This is a genomic window from Myxococcota bacterium, from assembly GCA_035498015.1.
Classification (GTDB): Bacteria; Myxococcota_A; UBA9160; order SZUA-336; family SZUA-336; genus VGRW01.
The window spans coordinates 12,446-31,193 of record DATKAO010000008.1 but is presented as its reverse complement, the minus strand read 5'-3'; the positions used below and the strand labels follow the sequence as shown (position 1 = coordinate 31,193).

The window sequence follows — 18,748 nt, the reverse complement described above, 5'->3', positions numbered from 1 at the left end:
AGTGTCTCGCGGTCGAGCCCGCCGTTGCGCTCGAGCTCGTGCAAGAGCGCAGCCATGAAATACACGTCGGTGTCGGGCCGGATCAGCACGAGCTCGTCGGGTCCCGCCGACTCGATCGCGCGCGGGTTCACGTGGTACACGCGCGCGCCGCGCTTGCGCGCGTCGCGCAGCGCCTTCATCGGGTCGGCGATCGAAATGAAGCTGCCGTGCGAGACGCGCGGGTTGGCGCCGAATACCAGCAGGAAGTCGGTGTGCGCGAGATCGGGGATCGGGTGGATCGTGCTCGAGCCGAACACGGCCTCGCTGCCGGCGAACTTGTTGGCGCAGTCCTGCGTGCCCGAGCTGAAGTGTTTGCGGATGCCCGCCTGCGCGGTGAACGACTCGATGCCGGGGCGCGCCAGCGTGTTGAAGGCGGTGGGGTTGCCCACGTAGATGCCCAGCGCCTTCGTGCCGTGGCGCTCCGTGATCGCGCGCAGGGCGCCCGCCACGCCCTCGATCGCGCCGTCCCAGGACACGCGCTCGGGCGCGCCGCGCTCGCCGCGGCGCACCGGGAAGTCGAGCCGGTCCGGGTCGTGGTGGATGTCGACGCCCGCCATGCCTTTGTGACACGCGAAGCCGTGAGTCACCGCGTGCGCGCGGTCCGGGGCGAGCTTCTCGAGCCGGCCGTCGCGTACGGTCGCGACCAGCCCGCAGGCCGGCTCGCACACCCGGCAGAACGTGCGCACTTCTCTTTCCGCCACGATTCGCTCCCTCGGGCGCTAGCCTAGCACCCGGGCGCGCCAGCCGAAGGCCCGCACCACCTCGATGCGCAGGAGCGTGGGCGGCCCGCTGAACAGCGCTGTGACTCCTTCCGCATAGCGGGGGTACTTCGCGCGCAGCGCAGCGGCGGCGCCGGCGGCACCGGCCGCGTCGAGACCCACCACCGACGCGCGCCCGTCGACGCGCAGCCACCAGAGCAGCGACCAGTCGTCCTCGTAGTGGTCGAGCAGGAGGCACACGCGCGGCTCCGCGCGCACGTTGCGCAGGCGCGCCAGCTCGCCGCCGCGCTTGGGCTTGCCGTCGATCGGTGACCAGAGCGCCCCGCCGCTGCGCGCGAACACGACCGGCACGGCCTCGGGCGCGCCGGACGGCGACACGGTCGAGAGGCGCGCCACGGGCCAGTCGTCCAGGAGGCGCTCGATCGCGTCGCGTTCGAGCTCCACGGGCCTCCTAGTGGATCGAGTGGGGCTCGGCGAGCAGGAAACGCGCGATCTCGGCGTCGAAGCGTTCCCCGCCCTCGGTCACCATCTGGTAGGTGCCGCGCATCGAGCCGATGGGTGTGGTGAGCGGACAGGCGGACGTGTATTCGAACGCTTCGCCCGGCGCGAGCACGGGCTGCTCGCCGACCACGCCCGGGCCACGCACCTCTTCGGTCCGGCCCTCGGCGTCCTCGATCAGCCAGACGCGAGACACGAGCTGCACCGTCTCGCGGCCCTCGTTCGAGATGCGGATCGTGTAAGCGAAGAAGTACTCGCTCATGAGCGGCCGGGAGCGCTCCGCCACGTAGCGAGACTGCACGTTCACGCGGATCCCGCGAGTCACTGCCTGGGAGTCGCCCAAGGAACCTCCACCGTGCGCATGGTACGATGCCGCCGGTCGCCCGATCCAGAGGAGAGCGCGATGGCCGAGGTGGCGTACCGCAGCGCGAGCGAGTTGGTCGGCATGCTGCGCCGGCGGGAGATCTCGAGCCGCGAGCTCTTGGAGATCCACCTGGCGCGGGTGGCCAAGCACGGCAAGGCGCTGAACGCCGTCGTGTGTCTGGACGAGGAGCGCGCCCGAGCGGAGGCGTCGGCCGCCGACGCGGAGCTCGCGCGCGGCCGTGCGCGCGGCCCGCTGCACGGGCTGCCGATCACGATCAAAGACACCTTCGAGACCGCGGGCCTGCGCACCACCGCCGGCGCCCCCGAGCTCGCCAACCACGTGCCGCAGCACGACGCCGAGGCGGTCGCTCGGCTGCGCCGCGCGGGCGCGGTCATCTTCGGCAAGACCAACGTGCCGTACATGGCTGGTGACTGGCAGAGCTTCAACCAGGTGTACGGCACCACCAACAACCCCTGGAACGCGGCGCGCGTGCCCGGCGGGTCGTCGGGCGGCGCGGCCGCGGCGGTCGCGACCGGCGAGACTCCGCTCGAGCTCGGCAGCGACATCGGCGGCTCGATCCGCGTGCCCTCGCACTGGTCGGGGGTCTGTGGTCACAAACCCACCTGGGGAGTCGTGCCGCAGCGCGGTCACATTCCGCCGCCGCCGGGCCTGCTCGCCCCGCCGGACTTGAACGTGTGCGGCCCGATCGCGCGCACCGTCGACGACCTGTCACTTGCGCTCGACGTGCTGGCCGGCCCGACCGAGCTCGACGCCGTGGGCTGGCGGCTCGAGCTGCCGCCCGCGCGCCGCTCGCGCCTGGGCGACTACCGTGTGACTGCCTGCTTCCAGGACGCGGCCTACCCGGTCGACGCGCAGGTGCGCGCGCTGCTCGAGTCCGCGGTCGAGCGACTGCGCCGCGCCGGTGTCTCGGTGCGCGTGCTCGACCAGCCGCCGATCGATCTGGGCGCGGCGCGCCGCGCCTACGACGTGCTGCTGCTGCCGCTGATGGCCGGGAGCTTCCCGGAGAGTGCGCTCGAGAGCTTCCGGCAGCTGGCGAATTCCGCGCCGGCCGACGACCCGAATCCGCTGGTCGCGACCGCGCGCGCCTTCACGGCGAGTCACGTCACCTGGATGCACGCGAACGAGGCGCGCGAGCGGCTGCGCGCCGCGCTGCACGAGCTCTTCCGCGAGACCGACGTGCTGCTCCTGCCGGTGAACCAGCTGCCGGCGATCCCGCACATGCACGAGCCCGACATGCCGCTGCGCACGCTGAGCGTGAACGGGAAGACCATCCCCTACACCGACTTACTCAACTGGATCGCGCCCGCCACCATGTGCAAGCTGCCGGCCACGGTCGTGCCGGTGGGCCGCACGCCGGACAACCTGCCGGTGGGCATTCAGATCGTGGGCTCGCATCTCGAGGACCGCACCACGCTCGACTTCGGGCGCCGGCTCTCCGAGCTCACGGGTGGCTTCACGCCGCCGCCGGGCTTCTGAAGCGCACCACCGCCACCCCGAGCGCCAGCACGCACAGCACGGCGGCCACGCCGTAAGTCCCGGGTGCGCCCGTGCGCGGCCACAGGCCCGTGGTGAACAGCAGCGGCGCGACCACCCGCGACAGCGCGGTGGCGCTGCCGTTCAGCCCCTGCGCCTCGCCCTGGACCGACTCGGCCGCGCGCGAGAGCAGCGCGTTCAAGGTGGGAGACAGGAGCGCGAAGCCCGCCGCCACGCCCAGGCCCGCGCCGGTGAACCCGCCCCAGCTCCGCGCGAAGCCGAAGCACGCCAGACCCGTGGCCATGACGGCGCAGCCGGCCGCGAACAAGAGCGCGTCCGACACGCGCCCCGACAGCCGGCGCACCAGGCCGCCCTGCACCAGCGCACCCGCGATGCCCATCGCGAACAGCAGCATGCCGACACCGCTGGGTGTCGCCCCGAGCGCATCCTGCGCGAAGAAGCCGACGGTGGAGTCCACGGCGATGCGCGCGGTCTGCGTGAGGAAGCCACAGGCCAGGAACGGCAGCAGCGGGCGCACGAGCTCGGAGAACGAGCGCTGCTCCGGCGCAGCGCGTGACTCGCGCGTGGTGCTCTCGGGCAGCGCGAGCGCCACCGCCAGCGCGTTCGCGAGCCCGATCGCCGCCGACACGAAGTACGGCGCGCGCAGCCCGAACGCCTGGTAGGTCAGCACGCCGAGCAGCGGCCCGAAGGTGACTCCCAGCGCGATGCCCGCGCCGAGCGCCCCCATGGCAGCGCTGCGCCGCTCGCCGCTCGACACGTCGGCCACGTAGGCGAAGATCGCCGGCAGCGCGGCGGCGGAGATCAGCCCGCCCAGCAGCCGCGCCGCCAGCAGCTGCGCGAAGCTGTGTCCCAGGCCGAACAAGCCGAAGCCGAGCGCGTAGCCCAGGAGACCGACCACGATCGCGGGCCGGCGCCCGCGCTGCGACGAGAAACGCCCCCAGAAAGGGCTCGCCACGAACGAGGCCGCGGGCAGCGCCGCGAGCAGCCAGCCGACCGAGGCGTCGGGAATTCCCAGGTCCCGGGTCAGGAACGGGAGCACCGGAAACAGCACGCCCAGCCCGAGCATGAGCACGAAGGCAGTGAGTGCCGCGAGCAGAAGAGGACGCTGCATGGGCCGCGAGCTTGGCACAAGCGGCGCGGGTCGAGAAAGCGGTCCGTCCGGATAGAATGCGGCCGATGAGCGAACGACCCACCCCCACCCTGCTCGGCCACGGCGGCGCGGTCTCGGCCGGCCACCACCTGGCGGCGCAGATCGGCGCGACGATGCTGGCCGAGGGCGGCAACGCCGCCGACGCCGCGTGCGCGATGGGCTTCGCGCTGCAGGTGCTCGAGCCCACCATGAACGGGCCCGCGGGTGAGGTGCCGATCCTGTTCTACTCGGCGCGCGAGGACCGCGTGTACGCGATCTCGGGTCAGGGCACGGCGCCGGCCGCCGCGACGCGCGCGCGCTTCACCGAGCTCGGCATCGACCCGATCCCCGGCGACGGCCTGCTCGCGGCCACGGTGCCCGCGGCGCTCGACGCGTGGTGTCTCCTGCTGGCGCGCTTCGGCACCCGGCGCCTCGAGGACGTGCTCGCGCCGGCACGCGGGCTCGCGCTGCGCGGCTTCCCGATGTACCGCTTCCTGCGCTCGGTGCTGTCGTTCCTGGAGCCGCGTTTCCGCAGCGAGTGGCCCACGAGCGCCGCCGTGTATCTGCCGCTGCGCGCGCTCGGCGAGGCGCAGACCAACCCGGCGCTCGGCGCGTTCCTCGAGTCACTGGTCGCGGCCGAGCGCGCGGCGCCGGGCTCGCGCGAGACGAAGATCCGCGCGGCGCGCGACTCGTTCTACCGCGGCCGGCCCGCCGAGGAGCTGGAGCGCTTCCTGGCCCGGCCGGTGCGCGACGCCAGCGGGCGCGCGCACGCGGGGCTGTTGTGCGCGGACGACCTGGCGCGCTACGAGGGTGCGGTCGAGGAGCCGGTGACCGCCGAGTATCGCGGCGCGCGCGTGTGGAAGTGCGGGCCGTGGACGCAAGGCCCCGTGTTCCTGCAGCAGCTGCGGCTGCTCGAGGGCTTCGACCTCTCCGCCTCGGGTCACAATACGGCCGACTCGCTGCACACGCTCGCCGAGTGCGCCAAGCTCGCGTTCGCCGACCGCGAGGCCTGCTACGGCGACCCGCGCTTCGCCGACGTGCCGCTTCTCGAGCTGCTCTCCACGCCCTACACCGAAAAGCGTCGGGCGCTGGTCGACCCCGCGCGCGCCTCCGACGCGCTGCGGCCCGGCCGCGGGCGGCTGCCCGCCGGCTGGCCGCGCATCGCCGGCGCGCCCGCGCCCGCGCAGGAGCCGCAGGCGCAGGCCGCGGCGCGAGGCCGCGGAGACACCACGCACCTCGACGCCGTCGACCGCGAGGGCAACGTGGTGGCCGCCACGCCGTCGGGCGGCTGGATCCCCTCGTCGCCGGTCGTGCCGGCGCTCGGCTTTCCCGTGGGCACGCGCGCGCAGATGTTCGTGCTCGACCCGGAGCACCCCAACTGTCTGGCGCCGGGCAAGCGCCCGCGCACCACGCTCACTCCGTCGCTGGCGCGCCTGCCCGACGGGCGCATGGCCGCGTTCGGCACGCCCGGCGGCGACCAGCAGGACCAGTGGACCCTGCAGTTCTTCCTGAACGTGATCGACTTCGGCGCGCGCGACCTGCAGGCCGCGATCGACGCGCCGACGGTGCACTCGCACCACATGCCCGACTCGTTCTACCCGCGCACGTCGCAGCCCGGCGTGCTCGCCGCCGAGTCACGCATCGCCGAGGCCGCGCTCGCCGAGCTCGAGCGGCGCGGGCACCGGGTGCGGCGCAGCGGACCGTGGGAGCACGGCCGCGTGCTGGCGGTGGCGCGCGACCCCAGGAACGGTCTGTGCGAGGCCGCCGCGTCGCCGCGCTTCGCGGTAGCGGCCGCGGCCGCGCTGGCCTGAGTCATGGCGGGGCGCGGGCTCGACGCGGCGCTGCGCAGCTTGATCGGCGCGCTGGACTCCGGCGAAGTGAGTCGCCGGGCGCTGCGGGCCATGCTGGGCCTCGCGGGCGCCCGCGCCGGCGAAGTGGCGCTCCGCATGCCGGACGGCTCCGAGCGTGTCACTGCGCGCCGGGGCAGGGCCCGGGAGGATGCGGCCTTCTGGACCGTGCCGCTGCGCGCGGGCGGAGTCGTGCTCGGCGAGCTGCGCGTGCGCGGCGAACGGCCGCGCGCAGCGGCCCGCCGACGCGAGCTCCTGGCCCTGGGCGCGGCGGCTTCGGCGGCGCTGGCCGCCGCGCTGACTCACGAGGCGGTGCTGCGCCGCGCCGACCTCGACCCGCTCACGGGCCTGGCGAACCGCGGCCGGCTGTTCGAAGCGCTCGCGCACGAGCTGACTCGCGCCGAGCGCTACGGCCGTGCGCTTTCACTGGTCATGTTCGACGTCGACGGTCTGAAGCGCGTGAACGACCGCTTCGGGCACCCGGCCGGCGACCAGGTGCTGGTGGACGCGGGGCGGCTGGTGACCGAGCGCTCGCGCGCGAGTGACACGGCGGCGCGCTACGGCGGCGACGAGCTCGTGCTGGTGCTGCCCGAGACGCCCCGAGCCGGCGCGCTGGCGGTCGCCGAGAAGATCCGCGCCTCGATCGAAGCGCTGCGCGCGGGCCCCGCGCAGGTCACTGTCTCGGCGGGGGTCGCCACCGCGCCCGAGGACGGCCGTGTCGCGGCGCAGCTCCTGGCCGCGGCCGATGCGCGCCTGTACGCCGCCAAGGCCTCGGGCGGAAACCGTGTGGCGGCCGAGAGTTGAGCGGGGCCTTCCGCTCCCCTTACACTGCCCGCGCCGGAGGTCCCATGCAGTTCGGAGCCACACTGCCTCAGATCAAACGCACCTGGGCCGAGGCGCGCGCCGTGGCCGAGGAGCTCGACCGGCTCGGCTTCCACTCGGCCTGGGTATGCGACCACGTGTACGGCGTGCCCGTGCCGAACCTGCCCATCTTCGAGGCCTGGACCGAGCTCGCGGCGGTCGCGGCGGTCACCTCGCGCGTCGAGCTCGGGACGCTGGTGACCCCGCCCTTCTTCCGCAACCCCGCGATCCTGGCCAAGCAGGTGGCCACGCTCGACCACATCTCGAACGGGCGCGCGATCGTCGGGCTGGGCGCCGGCTGGTTCGAGGCGGAGTTCCGCGGCACGGGCAGCGAGTTCCCGCCGCTCGGCGAGCGCATGCGCGCGCTCGAAGAGAGCGCCGTGATCCTGCGCCGCCTGTTCAGCGAGGAGCGAGTCACATTCGAGGGCCGACACTTCCGCGTGTCGGATGCGGTGTGCGAGCCCAAGCCACTGCGCCGCACGCCGATCCTGATCGGCGGCTCGGGCGAGAAGGTGCTGCTGCGCATCGCCGCGCAGCACGCCGACATCTGGAACAACCTGGCGGTGTTCCAGCCGCAGCTCGGCGCCAAGGTCGAGGCGCTCCGGCGCCGCTGCGACGAGGTGCAGCGCGACTTCGGCGAGCTGCGCATCTCGCAGCAGTGCGTGGTGGTGATCGAGGAGGACGAGGCCAAGGCGCGCGAGTCGCTCGAGAAGGCCAAGAAGATCTACGGTGGTCACATGGGCGGCGCGCTCGAGGAGCACGGCATCTGGGGCACGCCCGCGCGCGTGATCGACTGCATCGAGAAACACCGCAAGCTGGGCGCCGGCCTGATCGTGATCGAGTTCTTCGGCCGGGACACCCGGGTGCCCGCGCGGCTGTTCGCCGAGAAGGTCCTGCCGGCGTTCGCGTGACCGAGCACGTGTTCGATCGCGACACCGCGGTGACCCGCGTCGCCGAGGGTGAGTTCAGTGCCCGGCTCGACCGCGGCTGGTGGATCGTCGTGGGCCCGAACGGCGGCTATCTCGCGGCCATCCTGCTGCGCGCGCTCGGCGAGACGGTCGGCGATCCCGAGCGCGCAGCGCGCTCGCTCACCGTGCACTACGTGTCGCCCGCGGCCGAGGGGCCGGTGCGGATCGCCACGCGCGTCGAGCGCGCGGGGCGCTCGCTGTCGACGCTGACGGCGCGCCTGGAGCAGGACGGCCGGCTGATCGCGCTGGCGCTCGCGGCCTTCGCCAAGCCCCGGCCGTCGCCGCGCTTCCACGACTCGCAGATGCCCGAGGCGCCGCCGCCCGAGTCACTCGCCGCGCTCGAGCTGCCGCCCGAGACCGTCGTGCCGCTGCGCGAGCGGCTGGAGACGCGGCCGGTGTTCGGCGAGCGCATGCGCGCCACCTCGACTCACGCGCTGGCCGGCGGCTGGCTGCGCCCGCGCGTGGCCCGGCTCGCCGACGCGCCGTTCGTGGCGCTCTTGTGCGACGCCTGGCCGCCCGCCGTGGCGCAGCACCGCGCGCTCGCAAAGGCGCAGTTCCGCGGCATGCCGACCGTGGACCTCACGATCCACTTCCGCGCGCCGGTGCCGCGCGACGCGCGGCCCGACGACTACTATCTCGGCGTGTTCCGCTCGCGCACGTTGCGCGACGGCTTCGCCGAGGAGGACGGCGAGATCTGGACCCGGCGCGGCGAGCTGCTCGCCCAGTCACGCCAGCTCGCGATGTTGATCTAGCCATGGCAGACTCGGCCGCCCGCATCGTGCTCGTGCGCCACGGTGAGATCGCGGCGAACGCGGCGCGCATCTGGCACGGCTCGACCGACAGCGAGCTGACCGAGCGCGGCCAGCTGCAGGCGGGCCGCGTCGCGGAGCATCTCGCGCTGCGCGAGCCACGGCCGGTGGCGCTGTACGTGAGCCCGCTGCGGCGCACGCGCGCGACCGCGGCGCCGATCGCCGCGCGCCTGGGCCTCGAGCTGCGGCTCGAGCCGGGCCTGCGCGAGTACGGCATCGGCGAGCTGGAAGGGGTCTCGTACGACGACCTGATGCGCGAGCACCGCTTCTTCGAACGCATCGCGCAGGATCCGGGCTTCGCGCCGCCGGGCGGCGAGTCGCCGCGCGAGGTGATCGCGCGCGTGCGCGACGCGCTCGAGCGCATCGCGCGCGCGCACCGCGGCGAGCAGGCGATCGTGGTGAGTCACGGCGCCGCGCTCGGCTTCACGCTGGGGACGCTGATCGACCGCGACTCGACTCAGTGGCACCGCTACCACCTCGCCAACTGCGCGGTCTCGGAGCTGGTGCTGGAGCCGGAGCCGCGGCTCCTGTCCTGGAACTCCACCGACCACCTGTGAGCGACACACCGGCGTGTTGCGCTGCGCGGGTTACGATTCCCGCATGGAACGCAACATCGAGAACGTGGACGCGTGGGTGGTGGCGCGCATCGGGGAGCTCGAGCGCGCGAATCGCCGCCTGTGGATCGTGATCGGCGCGCTGTTCACCACCTTCACGAGCCTGGCGATCGCGGGGGGACTGTTCGCGGCGCGCCTGGAGCTGCCCGTCGGCGCGGTCGCGGCCCGAGGCGCGCTCAGGGTCGACGAGCTGGAGGTGCGGCACGCGCTGCGCGTGGTCGACGACCAGGGCCGCGACCTGGTCTGGCTGGGCCGCGAGGCACCCGGCACGGCCGGCGCGGCGACCGGCGGTGAGCAGACGGTGCTGGGCCTGTTCGCGGCCGGCGACGCCGATGCCCCGCAGCAGACCCTGCGCATGGCCACCTCGAAGCTCGGCTCCGCGCTGTCACTCTCCTCGCTCGACGGCTCGGCCTCGTCGTCCCTGTTCGCGGGCAAGACCGGTGTCTCGTTCGAGCTGCGGCGCGGCAGCGCAGTGACTTCGTGGAGCGAGAAGAGCGGCGCCCCCGCAGCCACGGCCGTAGCCGCTCCGGCGCCCGCACCTCCGCCCGCGCCGGCCCCCGCCCTGGCGCCCGCCGCGGCGCCGAGCGGCCCGCGCAGCGAGTCCGAAGCGCTGGCCGCGCGAGTCACGAACGACCCGAACACGGCCTCGGTCGACCTCACCAACCCCACTTTGCAGGCGCTGGGCAGCGGCTTCTTCGTCGGTCCCAGCTCGGTGACCGACTCGGGCGGCGGGATCCGCGTGCGCGGCCGGATCGTGAACGCCACCAGCGTCGACCAGGCGCGCGCGGAGTTCCGGCTCACGGTGGGCAAGCGCGAGGTGGCGTTCTCGGTAGCCCGGATCGCGGCGGGCTCGAGCGCGCCGTTCGCGCTCGAGATGGCGCAGGCGCCCTCGTCCGAGATCCGCGCCGCGCGCATGCGCTGGGTGCGCTCGAGCCTGAGCTACGGAACGGAGTGAGCTGGCTGCGCTGCCAGGGCGCGCAGCGCGCGCGTGAGCTCGGCCAGGGCGAGTGAGTCGCGCGCGCAGTAGGCGCGCAGCTCGGCCAGCACGCGCGCCGCGTCGGCGGCCGAGAGCTCGCCGCGCGCCAGCGCGTGCCAGCCGCGCGCGGCGGCGCCGCCGTCGGCGATCCCGGGCAGGTCGTCGAAGCGGAAGCCCTTCGCCAGCACCGGTGCCACGCGCTTGAGCGAGAACGAGCCCAGGAACTCCGGGTGATACACGGAGCGGCGCAGCACGGGCAGGAGATCGAACAGCCGCGCGCGCAGCGCGTCGAGCTCGCGCGCCAGCTCCGGGAACACGCGCGCCAGGAGCTCCAGCACCTCGGACTCGAAGCTCGAGTACACCGCGACCGGCCGGACCCGGCCCGCGAACGCCTCGAGCAGCGTCTCCGCGAAGCCGCGCCGCGGGTCCGCGCCACTCCCGGCGAGATACTCCGCGTGCCGCAGCGAGCCGTCCGGCTCGCCCAGGTGCGCCGACCACTGGAAGGGCACGGGCTCGAGCGGCCGCGTGCCCGGATACAGCGGCAGCTCGGGCACGATCGCCTCGAAGTCGAGGAAGTCGGGCGACGGTCCGAGCGCCGAGAGCGCCGCCTCGAGCTCGGGAGTCACCACCGGGCCCCCGCGCGCCAACGCCTCGCGCGCGTTGCGCTGCGCGGGAGTCTGCGCCAGCGCGTCGGGCAGGTCGCCGATGCGCGTGACGGCCGCCTCGACGATCGCCGCGTGATTCTGCGGCCGGAGCCCGGGCAGGTGGCCGATCCAGTCGCGCGCGCGCCCCGCGGTGCAGCGTTTCCAGAAGCCGCAGGTCTGCGGCCGCCGGCAGTGCGGCGACGGCTCCACGCTCGGCCGCGCGCCCGCCAGCACGCGCGCCTGTGACTCGAGGCGCTTGGCGAGGTCGCGGGCCAGGAACTCCACGTCGCGAGTCACGTCGGCGTGGCGCAGCAGCGCCCGCGCGTCGACCGGCCCCGCGCCGCGCACGAAGTCCGGGTCCAGGTGCACGACGCCGGCCGAGCCGAGCATCACGCCCGCCGCGGCCGCGACGGCGTGCACGAACGCCAGCTCGTCCAGGTGGCCTTCGTTGGGCCGCAGCGCCGCGCGCACGATGCGCAGGCCGAGCGCTCCGTCGCGCTCGCGCACCAGGAACTCCGCGCGCGCCTGGGCGCCGGCCGCGCGAAACACGCGCTCGCGCTCCGCGTCGGGGAACAAGCCCGCGTAGAGCGCGCGCAGCTCCGCGCGCGCGCGCGCGGCGGCGGCGCGCTCGGCGGCGAGCGCCGGGTCGGCGCCCGACGCATCGTGCGCCTCGAGCCACAGGCGCAGCTCGCACTGCAGCCCGGCGAGGTGGCGGACGTTGTCGAGCAGCGCGGCGTCGGGCACGGCCCCCCGCTCAGCCGATGGCTTTGCTCTCGCGCAGCTTGCGGATCTCTGGCGCCGAAAAGCCGAAGCTCGCGAGCACGTCTTCGCCGTGTTCACCGGGGCGCGCAGGCGGCCGACTCACTTCGGGCGCCGTGCGGCTGAAGCGCGGCGCGGGCGCCGGCTGAGTCACTCCCGCGACCTCGATGAAAGTCTTGCGCGCCACGTTGTGCGGGTGCGCGGGCGCCTCGCCCATGGACAGAACCGGCGCGAAGCACACGTCGCTGCCCTCCATGATCCGGCACCACTCGGCGCGCGGCTTGCGCTTGAACACCGCCGCCAGCTTGCGCTTGAGCTCGGGCCAGCTCGCGCGGTCGAGCTGCGGGAACTCCGCCGGCTCGAGCTCCGCCAGCTTCACGAGCTCGGCGTAGAACTGCGGCTCGATCGAGCCGAGCGAGATGTACTTGCCGTCGGCGCACTCGTAGACCTCGTAGAAATGCGCGCCGGTGTCGAGCAGGTTCGTGCCGCGCACGTCACTCCACATGCCCACGTGTCTCATGCCCCAGAACATGGACATGAGCAGCGCCGCGCCGTCGACCATCGCCGCGTCGACCACCTGGCCCTTGCCCGAGCGCTTCTGCTCGAGCAGCGCCGCGAGCACGCCGAACGCGAGCAGCATGCCGCCGCCGCCGAAGTCACCCACCAAATTGAGCGGCGGAAGCGGCGGCTGACCCGCGCGGCCGATGCCCTCGAGCGCGCCGGCCAGCGCGATGTAGTTGATGTCGTGACCCGCGGCCTGCGCCATGGGCCCGTCCTGGCCCCAGCCGGTCATGCGGCCGTAGACGAGCTTCGGGTTGCGGGCGAGACACGCGTCGGGTCCCAGCCCGAGCCGCTCCATCACACCGGGCCGGAAGCCTTCGATCAGCGCGTCGGCGCCCGCGATCAGCCGCAGCACGGCCTCGATCCCCTCGCGCTGCTTCAGGTCGACGGCGATGCTGCGGCGCCCGCGCAGCAGCGGGTCCACGGGCGCGCGTCCGGCCGCGCTCGACGCGCGGTCGATGCGCACCACGTCCGCGCCCATGTCGGCCAACAGCATCGCGCAGAACGGACCGGGCCCGATCCCCGCGAACTCGAGCACACGAATGCCTTGTAGGGGTCCCATCGCGCGCCAGCATATCAGGCCGGCGCGGCCAGTTATCTTCTGGGGCGGCCTTCGCTCGGCCTGCGGGCGCGGGCGAGCAGGCACAGACCCGAGAGACCCACGAGCGCGAGCGCGACGGGCTCGGGTGCCGTGACCGGCGCCATGGTCGCGTCGGGCGCGAAGTCGGAGATCTGGTCGTCGCTGGTCACTCCGAGGTAGCGCGGCCACAAGTTCTGGGTGTAGCTCTGCGCGCTGAGCCCGTTCGAGGGCAGCATCGAGAGGGGCACCGTGGCCGCGAAGCTGTTGCCCGAGATCAAGACCGAGCCGCTGGCGAGCGGCGTCATCACCGGCGAGGCTCCGCCCAGGAGGACCACCTGACCCGACCCGTCGGGCTGGACGATCACCACCGAGTCGAAGACGATGTTCGGCAGGCTCAGGCTGGCGAAGCTCGCCGTGCTCGCGCCGGCGCCGCGGTCCACGCCCCAGACGTAGAACGCACCGGGAGTGGTGCCGATCGGGCCCGCCAGCGTGGCGTTCAGCACGAGGTCGGACCCGTGCAGCGTGGCGTTGGTCGACACCACGTCGAGGTCGGCGCCCTGCGGCCCGCTGTAACTCGACAGGAAGTCACCGGTCGGGTCCGTGACCGTCGCTGCGCGGGCTTCGCCGCCGAGCCATGGCGCGAGCAGGAACGCGAGCGCGAGAGCTCTCATGTCTTCTCCGCAATGGTGGTGTGACGCAGCACGAGCATGCCAGTGCACTCAAGTGACTCTGCGCGACTCACTGACCTCCGGGTCGGGAGCGGTGTAGAACTGGCCGCGCGCACGGGCGGCCGTTTGCAGAATCGGCGCGCCCGGGCACGGCTGGCGCGGCGATTCGCGCGCGCCCTGTCGCTCCCTTATCCTCCCGCGCCTCAAGGGCCGAACGGTGCCGTGCGATAAGCCTCGCGGGGGAGTTTGTTGAGCGCAGTCGGGCGTCGGAGTGGACTTCTTGCGCTCGCGCTGTGGGCTGCGCTGGCGCTCCCGTCCCTGCGCGCCGCCGCCTCGGAGCCCTTTCCCGAGCCCGCTGCGCTCACGCCCGCGGTTTCGTTCTGGGTGCGCGTGTACACCGAGGCCAGCACCGACGGGGGATTCCTCCACGACGCGCGCCTGCTCGACGTGGTGTACGAGCACATCCGCTTCGAGGGCGAGAGCTCGCCGCGCGCGCGCGAGCGGATCGTCGACGGCTACAAGGCGCGCTACCGCGAGGTGTTGGACTGGCTCGGCCGCGGCGGCGAGCCGCGCAGCGAGCACGAGCAGCAGATCGTCCGGCTGTTCACCGCGGCGCTCGGCCACGCTCCCACGGCGGGAGACTTCCGCGACGCCAAGGACGAGCTGCGCTTCCAGCTGGGTCAGCGCGACAAGTTCCGCGAGGGGCTGGTGCGCTCGGGCGCGTACGAAGAGGAGATGCGCGCGGTGTTCCGGGCGCAGGGCATGCCCGAGGACCTGGCGCTCCTGCCGCACGTGGAGTCCTCGTTCAACGTGCGCGCCTACTCGAAGTACGGCGCGGCCGGCGTGTGGCAGTTCATGCGCGGCACGGGCCGGCGCTTCATGAAGGTCGACTACGTGGTCGACGAGCGGCTCGATCCGATCACCTCGACGCGCGCCGCCGCGCGGCTGCTGCGCGAGAACTACGCGATCCTCGGCAGCTGGCCGCTCGCGCTCACGGCCTACAACCACGGTGCCGGCGGCATGGCCCGCGCGGTGAAGCGGCTCGGCACCGACCGGATCGACGAGATCGTCGCGAACTACGACGGCCGCACCTTCGGCTTCGCCTCGCGGAACTTCTACGCGCAGTTCCTCGCCGCGCGGAAGGTGATCCAGTCCTACGAGTCGTATTTCGGCCCGGTGCGCAGAGACTCGCCGCACCCGGTCGACGTCGTGACTCTGCCCTTCTACGCCGACGTGAACGACCTGCAGCGGCGGCTCGGTGTCTCGCCGCAGCAGGTGGCCGACCTGAACCCGGCCCTGCGTCCGCCGGTCTTCCGCTCGGGCAAGCGCATCCCGCGCGGCTATGCCCTGCGCCTGCCCGCGGGCACGACCGCCGGAGACGGCTCGCGCTGGATCGCCGCGGTGCCCAAGGAGGAGAGACACAGCGACCAGCACGCGAGCCGCTACTACACCGTGCGGCGGGGGGACACACTGTCGGAGATCGCCTCCGAGAACCGCACGACCGTGGCGCAGATCCTGTCGCAGAACGACCTGGGCCGGCGCCAGCGCATCTACGCCGGCCAGGTGCTGCAGCTGCCCGACCGGCCCGGGACCGCGCCCAAGCGCATCGTGCCGCCGGTCGTGATCGCGCAGACCGCGGCGCCCGAGCCGGCCGCGCCGACGCCTGCCCCGCCCGCCGAGGAGGCCAAGCCCGCCGTGCCGCCGCCCGCCGCCGAGGTGGCGATCGCCGTCTCGCAGTCACTCGAGCAGGCGCCCGCGCAGGCCGAGCCGCCGCCGCCCGCCGCCGAGCCCGCGCCCCCGCCGCCGAGCGAGCCGATCGCGGCGCTCGAGCCCGCCGGCGCGCCGCCCAAGCTGACCGAGACCCCGCCGGCCGACGACGGCACCGAAGAGGTGTTCTCGAGCGCCGACCTCGCGGGCCCCGAGCCCAAGCTCGTGCCCGTGCCGAACCGGCCGGCGCCCGTGACCGTCGCCGTGGCCGAGCCCGCAGTGACTCCTGCCCTGGCGGTGCCGGCGGCCGCCGACGACCCGCCCTACATGCGGCTCAAGAAGGACCGCGTGCTGGTGGACGACGACGAGACACTCGGTCACTTCGCCGACTGGCTCGAGGTCTCGCCCCAGCGCCTGCGCAACCTGAACAAGCTGAAGGGCCGCCAGCCGATCCACGTGGGCCAGTCGCTGCGCCTGGACTTCGCGCGCGTGACCCCCGAGGAGTTCCAGCAGCGCCGCCTCGAGTACCACAAGGGCATCGAGGAGGACTTCTTCGGCAGCTTCCGCGTGACGGGCACGGTCGAGCACAGCCTGCGCTCCGGCGATACCCTGTGGGTTCTGTCGCACAAGCTCTACGGTGTGCCCACTTGGCTCATCCACCGCTACAACCCCGACGTCGACTTCAGGAAGTTGGTCCCCGGAGTGAAGCTGCAGATCCCGCTGGTGGAAAAGACCAGCTGAAGGACCCGCCGGGTCGGATCGAGCTGCGGCTGCGGCTCCTGGCGCAGCTCTTCCACTCCTTCGATCCCTCGCCCTTCCGCGAGCGCGAGCTCGACGCGACCGCCGAGGAGTTCATCATCGGCTGGGCCGGGGATCTGCCCCGGCGCATTCCGCTCGAGCTGGTGATCCACCTCGAGGAGGTGCGCCACGAGACCCCGGCGGAGCTGAACGCGCTGGTGAGCGACGCCATCCGCAACCACTTCCGCTACCGCGCGGAGAGCAAGCACCGGCAGCACCGCGCGCTCATGGCCCGCGGGCGCACGAGCCTCGCCGTGGGTCTCGCGTTCTACGCGCTGTGCTTCGTCCTCGGTCAGGCGCTCGTGCGGCTCACTGACTCACCGGTCGCGGAGCTCGGGCAGGAGAGTCTCTTGATCGGCGGCTGGGTGGCCATGTGGCGCCCGCTCGAGATCTTCCTCTACGACTCGTGGGAGCTGCGCCGCCAGGAGCGCGAGCTGATCCGCCTGTCCCACATGGCCGTGCACGTCGAGTGCCCGCACGGCTGAAGCCCGCCCCGGGCGCGGCACGCCGCTTGCTGAGGCCTCGGGCGTGGCACACACACGGCTCCTGTTCCGCGACCAGGCTCGGGAGAAGATCCTCGCCGGGGCCGCCGCGCTGGCCGACGCGGTCCGAGCGACGCTGGGCCCGAAATCCCGCTCGATGCTGCTCGAGCGAAAGTTCTCCTCGCCGATCGTCTGCGACGACGGAGTGACCATCGCCAAGCGCGTCGATCTGCCCGACCCCGAGCAGAACCTGGGCGCGCAGATGCTGCGCGAGGCGGCCATCCGCACCGGCGAGGCCGTCGGCGACGGAACCACCACCTCGACCCTGCTCGCGCACGCGATCCTGGCGGACGGCGTGCGCAACGTGGCGGCCGGCGCGAGCGCCGTCGACCTGAAGCGCGGGCTCGATCGGGGAGTCGCCGCGGCGGTCGAGGCACTGCGTGCGATCTCGAAGCCTGTCACGGTGCTTCGCGAGAAGGAGCAGGTCGCGAGCATCTCCGCGCACGGCAACGTGGAGATCGGGCGCATGGTCGCTCGGGCGATCGAGCGCGTCGGATCGGAAGGCATCGTCACCGTCGAGGAGGCGCGCGGCACGGAGACCTCGCTCGAGATCGTCGAGGGCATGCAGTTCGACCGCGGCTTCCTGTCGCCGTACTTCGTGACCAACGCCGAGAAAGTCGAGGCGGTGCTCGAGGAGCCGCTGGTCATCCTGCACGAGAAACGCATCGGGACGCTGCGCGATCTGCTCCCGCTGCTCGAGCGCATCGCCAAGGAGGGGCGTGCGTTCCTGCTCATCGCCGAGGACGTCGAAGGCGAGGCGCTGGCGACCCTCGTCGTGAACAAGCTGCGCGGCACGCTGCAGGCGTGCGCAGTCAAGGCGCCGGGCTTCGGCGACCGGCGCAAGGAGATCCTCCGGGACATCGCGACGCTGTGCGGCGGCACGATCGTGTCCGAGGAGCTCGGCCTCAAGCTCGAGAATCTCGAGCTCCCTCAGCTCGGCAAGGCCAAGCGAGTCATCGTGAACAAGGACACCACGACGATCATCGGCGGCGGCGGAGATCCCACGGCGCTGAAGGGGCGCTGCGAGGAGCTCCGGCGCGCGATCGCCGACAGCAAGTCGGACTATGACCGCGAGAAGCTCGAGGAGAGACTCGCCAAGCTCTCGGGCGGCGTGGCGGTGATCCGCGTCGGTGCTCCTTCGGAGGCGGAGATGAAGAGTCGCCGCGAGGCCTTCGACGACGCGATCAACGCGACCAAGGCCGCGGTCGCCGAGGGCATCGTTCCCGGCGCGGGTCTCGCGCTCCTGCGCGCGATTCCCGCCGTCGAGGCCGTCGAGCAGAAGTGTGAGGGCGACGAGCGCACGGGCGTGCGGATCCTGCGCCAGGCGCTCGAGGCGCCGACCCGCCAGATCGCCGTGAATTCGGGCTGCGACGCCGGGGTCGTCGTAGAGCGCATGCGCGCGGGCGCCGGCTCGTTCGGGTTCGATGCCGCACGCGGCCGCTACGTGGACTTGGTCGAGGCCGGAATCATCGACGCCGCCAAGGTGATCCGGTCGGCGCTCGACAACGCGGTATCGGTGGCCGGAGTTCTGCTCCTGGCCGAAGGAACGCTCACCGAGATGGAAGAGAAGAAGGGCGCAGGGGCCGGAATGCCCGAGGTAGAGTGACACAGCGTCCCTTTGCGCCCTCCCCCCACTGAGACGAAATTCACCACCTGACCCGAGGAGGACGAGTGTGTTGCCCACTGCCCGCGAGCTCATGGAGACCCGTCTCATCAGCGTGAACCCCGAAGCTTCCCTGCTCGAGGTCCACCGCCTGTTCGCAGAGGAGGAGATCAGCGGCGCGCCGGTCGTCGACGACCTGGGCACGCTGATCGGTGTGATCACCGCGAGCGACCTGATCCGCGCCGTCCAGGAAGAGAGCGGTACCGCCCGCTTCGAGACGGGCTACTTCCGCGACCTGCTGCCGTACTCGTCGCCGGACTGGGCGGCCGGCCCCGAGGATTTCGAGAACCGGCTGGCCGCGCTGCGCGTGAGCGAGGCCATGACCGCCGAGGTCCTCACCATCTCGCCGAGCACACCCGCTCCCGAGATCGCGCGGCTCCTGCGCGAGCAGCACATCCACCGCGTGTTCGTCAGCGCGGGATCGCAGCTCCTCGGCATCGTGACTGCGTTCGATCTGCTGCGAGTGCTCGAGAAGCTCAAGGACTGA

18 protein-coding genes are annotated in these 18,748 nt (G+C 73.0%); 11 read left to right on the top strand and 7 right to left on the bottom strand.

From position 1 onward, the window contains the following. From VMR86_00665 to apaG, 3 genes are all read right to left on the bottom strand, one after another. Window positions 1-740, bottom strand: a 740-nt coding sequence (locus tag VMR86_00665) for a molybdopterin-dependent oxidoreductase (GenBank protein HTO05544.1), incomplete at its 3' end; no start/stop codon positions are given. Between the two features lie 18 nt (window positions 741-758). Then, window positions 759-1,202: a pyridoxamine 5'-phosphate oxidase family protein gene (locus VMR86_00660; protein HTO05543.1), complete on the bottom strand. Its 444-nt coding sequence runs from the start codon at window positions 1,200-1,202 to the stop codon at window positions 759-761. 7 nt (window positions 1,203-1,209) lie between these two features. Further along, window positions 1,210-1,599, bottom strand: a complete 390-nt coding sequence (gene apaG / locus VMR86_00655) for a Co2+/Mg2+ efflux protein ApaG (GenBank protein ID HTO05542.1) — start codon at window positions 1,597-1,599, stop codon at window positions 1,210-1,212. Between the two features lie 60 nt (window positions 1,600-1,659). On the opposite strand from apaG, the gene VMR86_00650 reads away from it, so the two are divergent. Next, window positions 1,660-3,117 (top strand): amidase, encoded by a 1,458-nt coding sequence (locus VMR86_00650; GenBank protein ID HTO05541.1) that lies wholly within the window; start codon window positions 1,660-1,662, stop codon window positions 3,115-3,117. On the opposite strand, the gene VMR86_00645 is transcribed toward VMR86_00650, so the two are convergent. Beyond that, on the bottom strand, window positions 3,095-4,246 hold the full coding sequence (locus VMR86_00645) for an MFS transporter (GenBank protein ID HTO05540.1): 1,152 nt from the start codon (window positions 4,244-4,246) through the stop codon (window positions 3,095-3,097). The genes VMR86_00650 and VMR86_00645 overlap by 23 nt on opposite strands. A 65-nt stretch (window positions 4,247-4,311) precedes the next feature. Between VMR86_00645 and VMR86_00640 the strand changes: the two genes are divergently transcribed. From VMR86_00640 to VMR86_00615, 6 genes are read left to right on the top strand one after another with little or no spacing between them, the layout of a single operon-like run. Continuing rightward, on the top strand, window positions 4,312-6,075 hold the full coding sequence (locus VMR86_00640) for a gamma-glutamyltransferase (protein ID HTO05539.1): 1,764 nt from the start codon (window positions 4,312-4,314) through the stop codon (window positions 6,073-6,075). A gap of 3 nt (window positions 6,076-6,078) precedes the next feature. Further along, window positions 6,079-6,915: a GGDEF domain-containing protein gene (locus VMR86_00635; GenBank protein HTO05538.1), complete on the top strand. Its 837-nt coding sequence runs from the start codon at window positions 6,079-6,081 to the stop codon at window positions 6,913-6,915. A 44-nt stretch (window positions 6,916-6,959) separates the two neighbouring features. Further along, window positions 6,960-7,883, top strand: a complete 924-nt coding sequence (locus tag VMR86_00630) for a TIGR03560 family F420-dependent LLM class oxidoreductase (GenBank protein HTO05537.1) — start codon at window positions 6,960-6,962, stop codon at window positions 7,881-7,883. Next, window positions 7,880-8,692 carry a thioesterase family protein gene (locus tag VMR86_00625; protein ID HTO05536.1) on the top strand — a complete coding sequence of 271 codons (813 nt, stop codon included), beginning with the start codon at window positions 7,880-7,882 and terminating at the stop codon, window positions 8,690-8,692. The genes VMR86_00630 and VMR86_00625 overlap by 4 nt, the downstream gene beginning before the upstream one ends. Window positions 8,693-8,694: 2 nt before the next feature. Continuing rightward, entirely contained in the window at window positions 8,695-9,306 is a 612-nt protein-coding gene (locus tag VMR86_00620; protein HTO05535.1) for a histidine phosphatase family protein, read from the top strand. A gap of 43 nt (window positions 9,307-9,349) precedes the next feature. Then, a complete protein-coding gene (locus VMR86_00615; GenBank protein ID HTO05534.1) occupies window positions 9,350-10,318 on the top strand; it encodes a hypothetical protein in 969 nt (322 codons plus the stop codon). Here VMR86_00615 and VMR86_00610 read toward each other — a convergent pair. The 3 genes from VMR86_00610 to VMR86_00600 are packed head-to-tail and all read right to left on the bottom strand — an operon-like array spanning window position 10,303 to window position 13,554. Beyond that, complete coding sequence (locus VMR86_00610; GenBank protein ID HTO05533.1) at window positions 10,303-11,727, bottom strand: DUF2779 domain-containing protein; 1,425 nt, start codon at window positions 11,725-11,727, stop codon at window positions 10,303-10,305. The genes VMR86_00615 and VMR86_00610 overlap by 16 nt on opposite strands. A 10-nt stretch (window positions 11,728-11,737) precedes the next feature. Beyond that, window positions 11,738-12,865, bottom strand: coding sequence for a CaiB/BaiF CoA-transferase family protein (locus tag VMR86_00605; GenBank protein ID HTO05532.1), 1,128 nt, complete (start codon window positions 12,863-12,865; stop codon window positions 11,738-11,740). A 32-nt stretch (window positions 12,866-12,897) separates the two neighbouring features. Beyond that, window positions 12,898-13,554 carry a hypothetical protein gene (locus VMR86_00600; protein HTO05531.1) on the bottom strand — a complete coding sequence of 219 codons (657 nt, stop codon included), beginning with the start codon at window positions 13,552-13,554 and terminating at the stop codon, window positions 12,898-12,900. 246 nt (window positions 13,555-13,800) lie between these two features. Here VMR86_00600 and VMR86_00595 point away from each other — a divergent pair, with 246 nt between their 5' ends. The 4 genes from VMR86_00595 to VMR86_00580 all read left to right on the top strand — a co-directional run bounded on the left by VMR86_00595 (window position 13,801) and on the right by VMR86_00580 (window position 18,748). Continuing rightward, complete coding sequence (locus VMR86_00595) at window positions 13,801-15,999, top strand: LysM peptidoglycan-binding domain-containing protein (GenBank protein HTO05530.1); 2,199 nt, start codon at window positions 13,801-13,803, stop codon at window positions 15,997-15,999. Then, window positions 15,906-16,541, top strand: a complete 636-nt coding sequence (locus VMR86_00590) for a hypothetical protein (GenBank protein ID HTO05529.1) — start codon at window positions 15,906-15,908, stop codon at window positions 16,539-16,541. The genes VMR86_00595 and VMR86_00590 overlap by 94 nt, the downstream gene beginning before the upstream one ends. 43 nt (window positions 16,542-16,584) lie before the next feature. Beyond that, the gene (groL, locus tag VMR86_00585; GenBank protein HTO05528.1) at window positions 16,585-18,204 is read left to right on the top strand and encodes a chaperonin GroEL; all 1,620 of its coding nucleotides are present in this window, start codon (window positions 16,585-16,587) and stop codon (window positions 18,202-18,204) included. Between the two features lie 70 nt (window positions 18,205-18,274). Beyond that, the gene (locus tag VMR86_00580) at window positions 18,275-18,748 is read left to right on the top strand and encodes a CBS domain-containing protein (GenBank protein ID HTO05527.1); all 474 of its coding nucleotides are present in this window, start codon (window positions 18,275-18,277) and stop codon (window positions 18,746-18,748) included.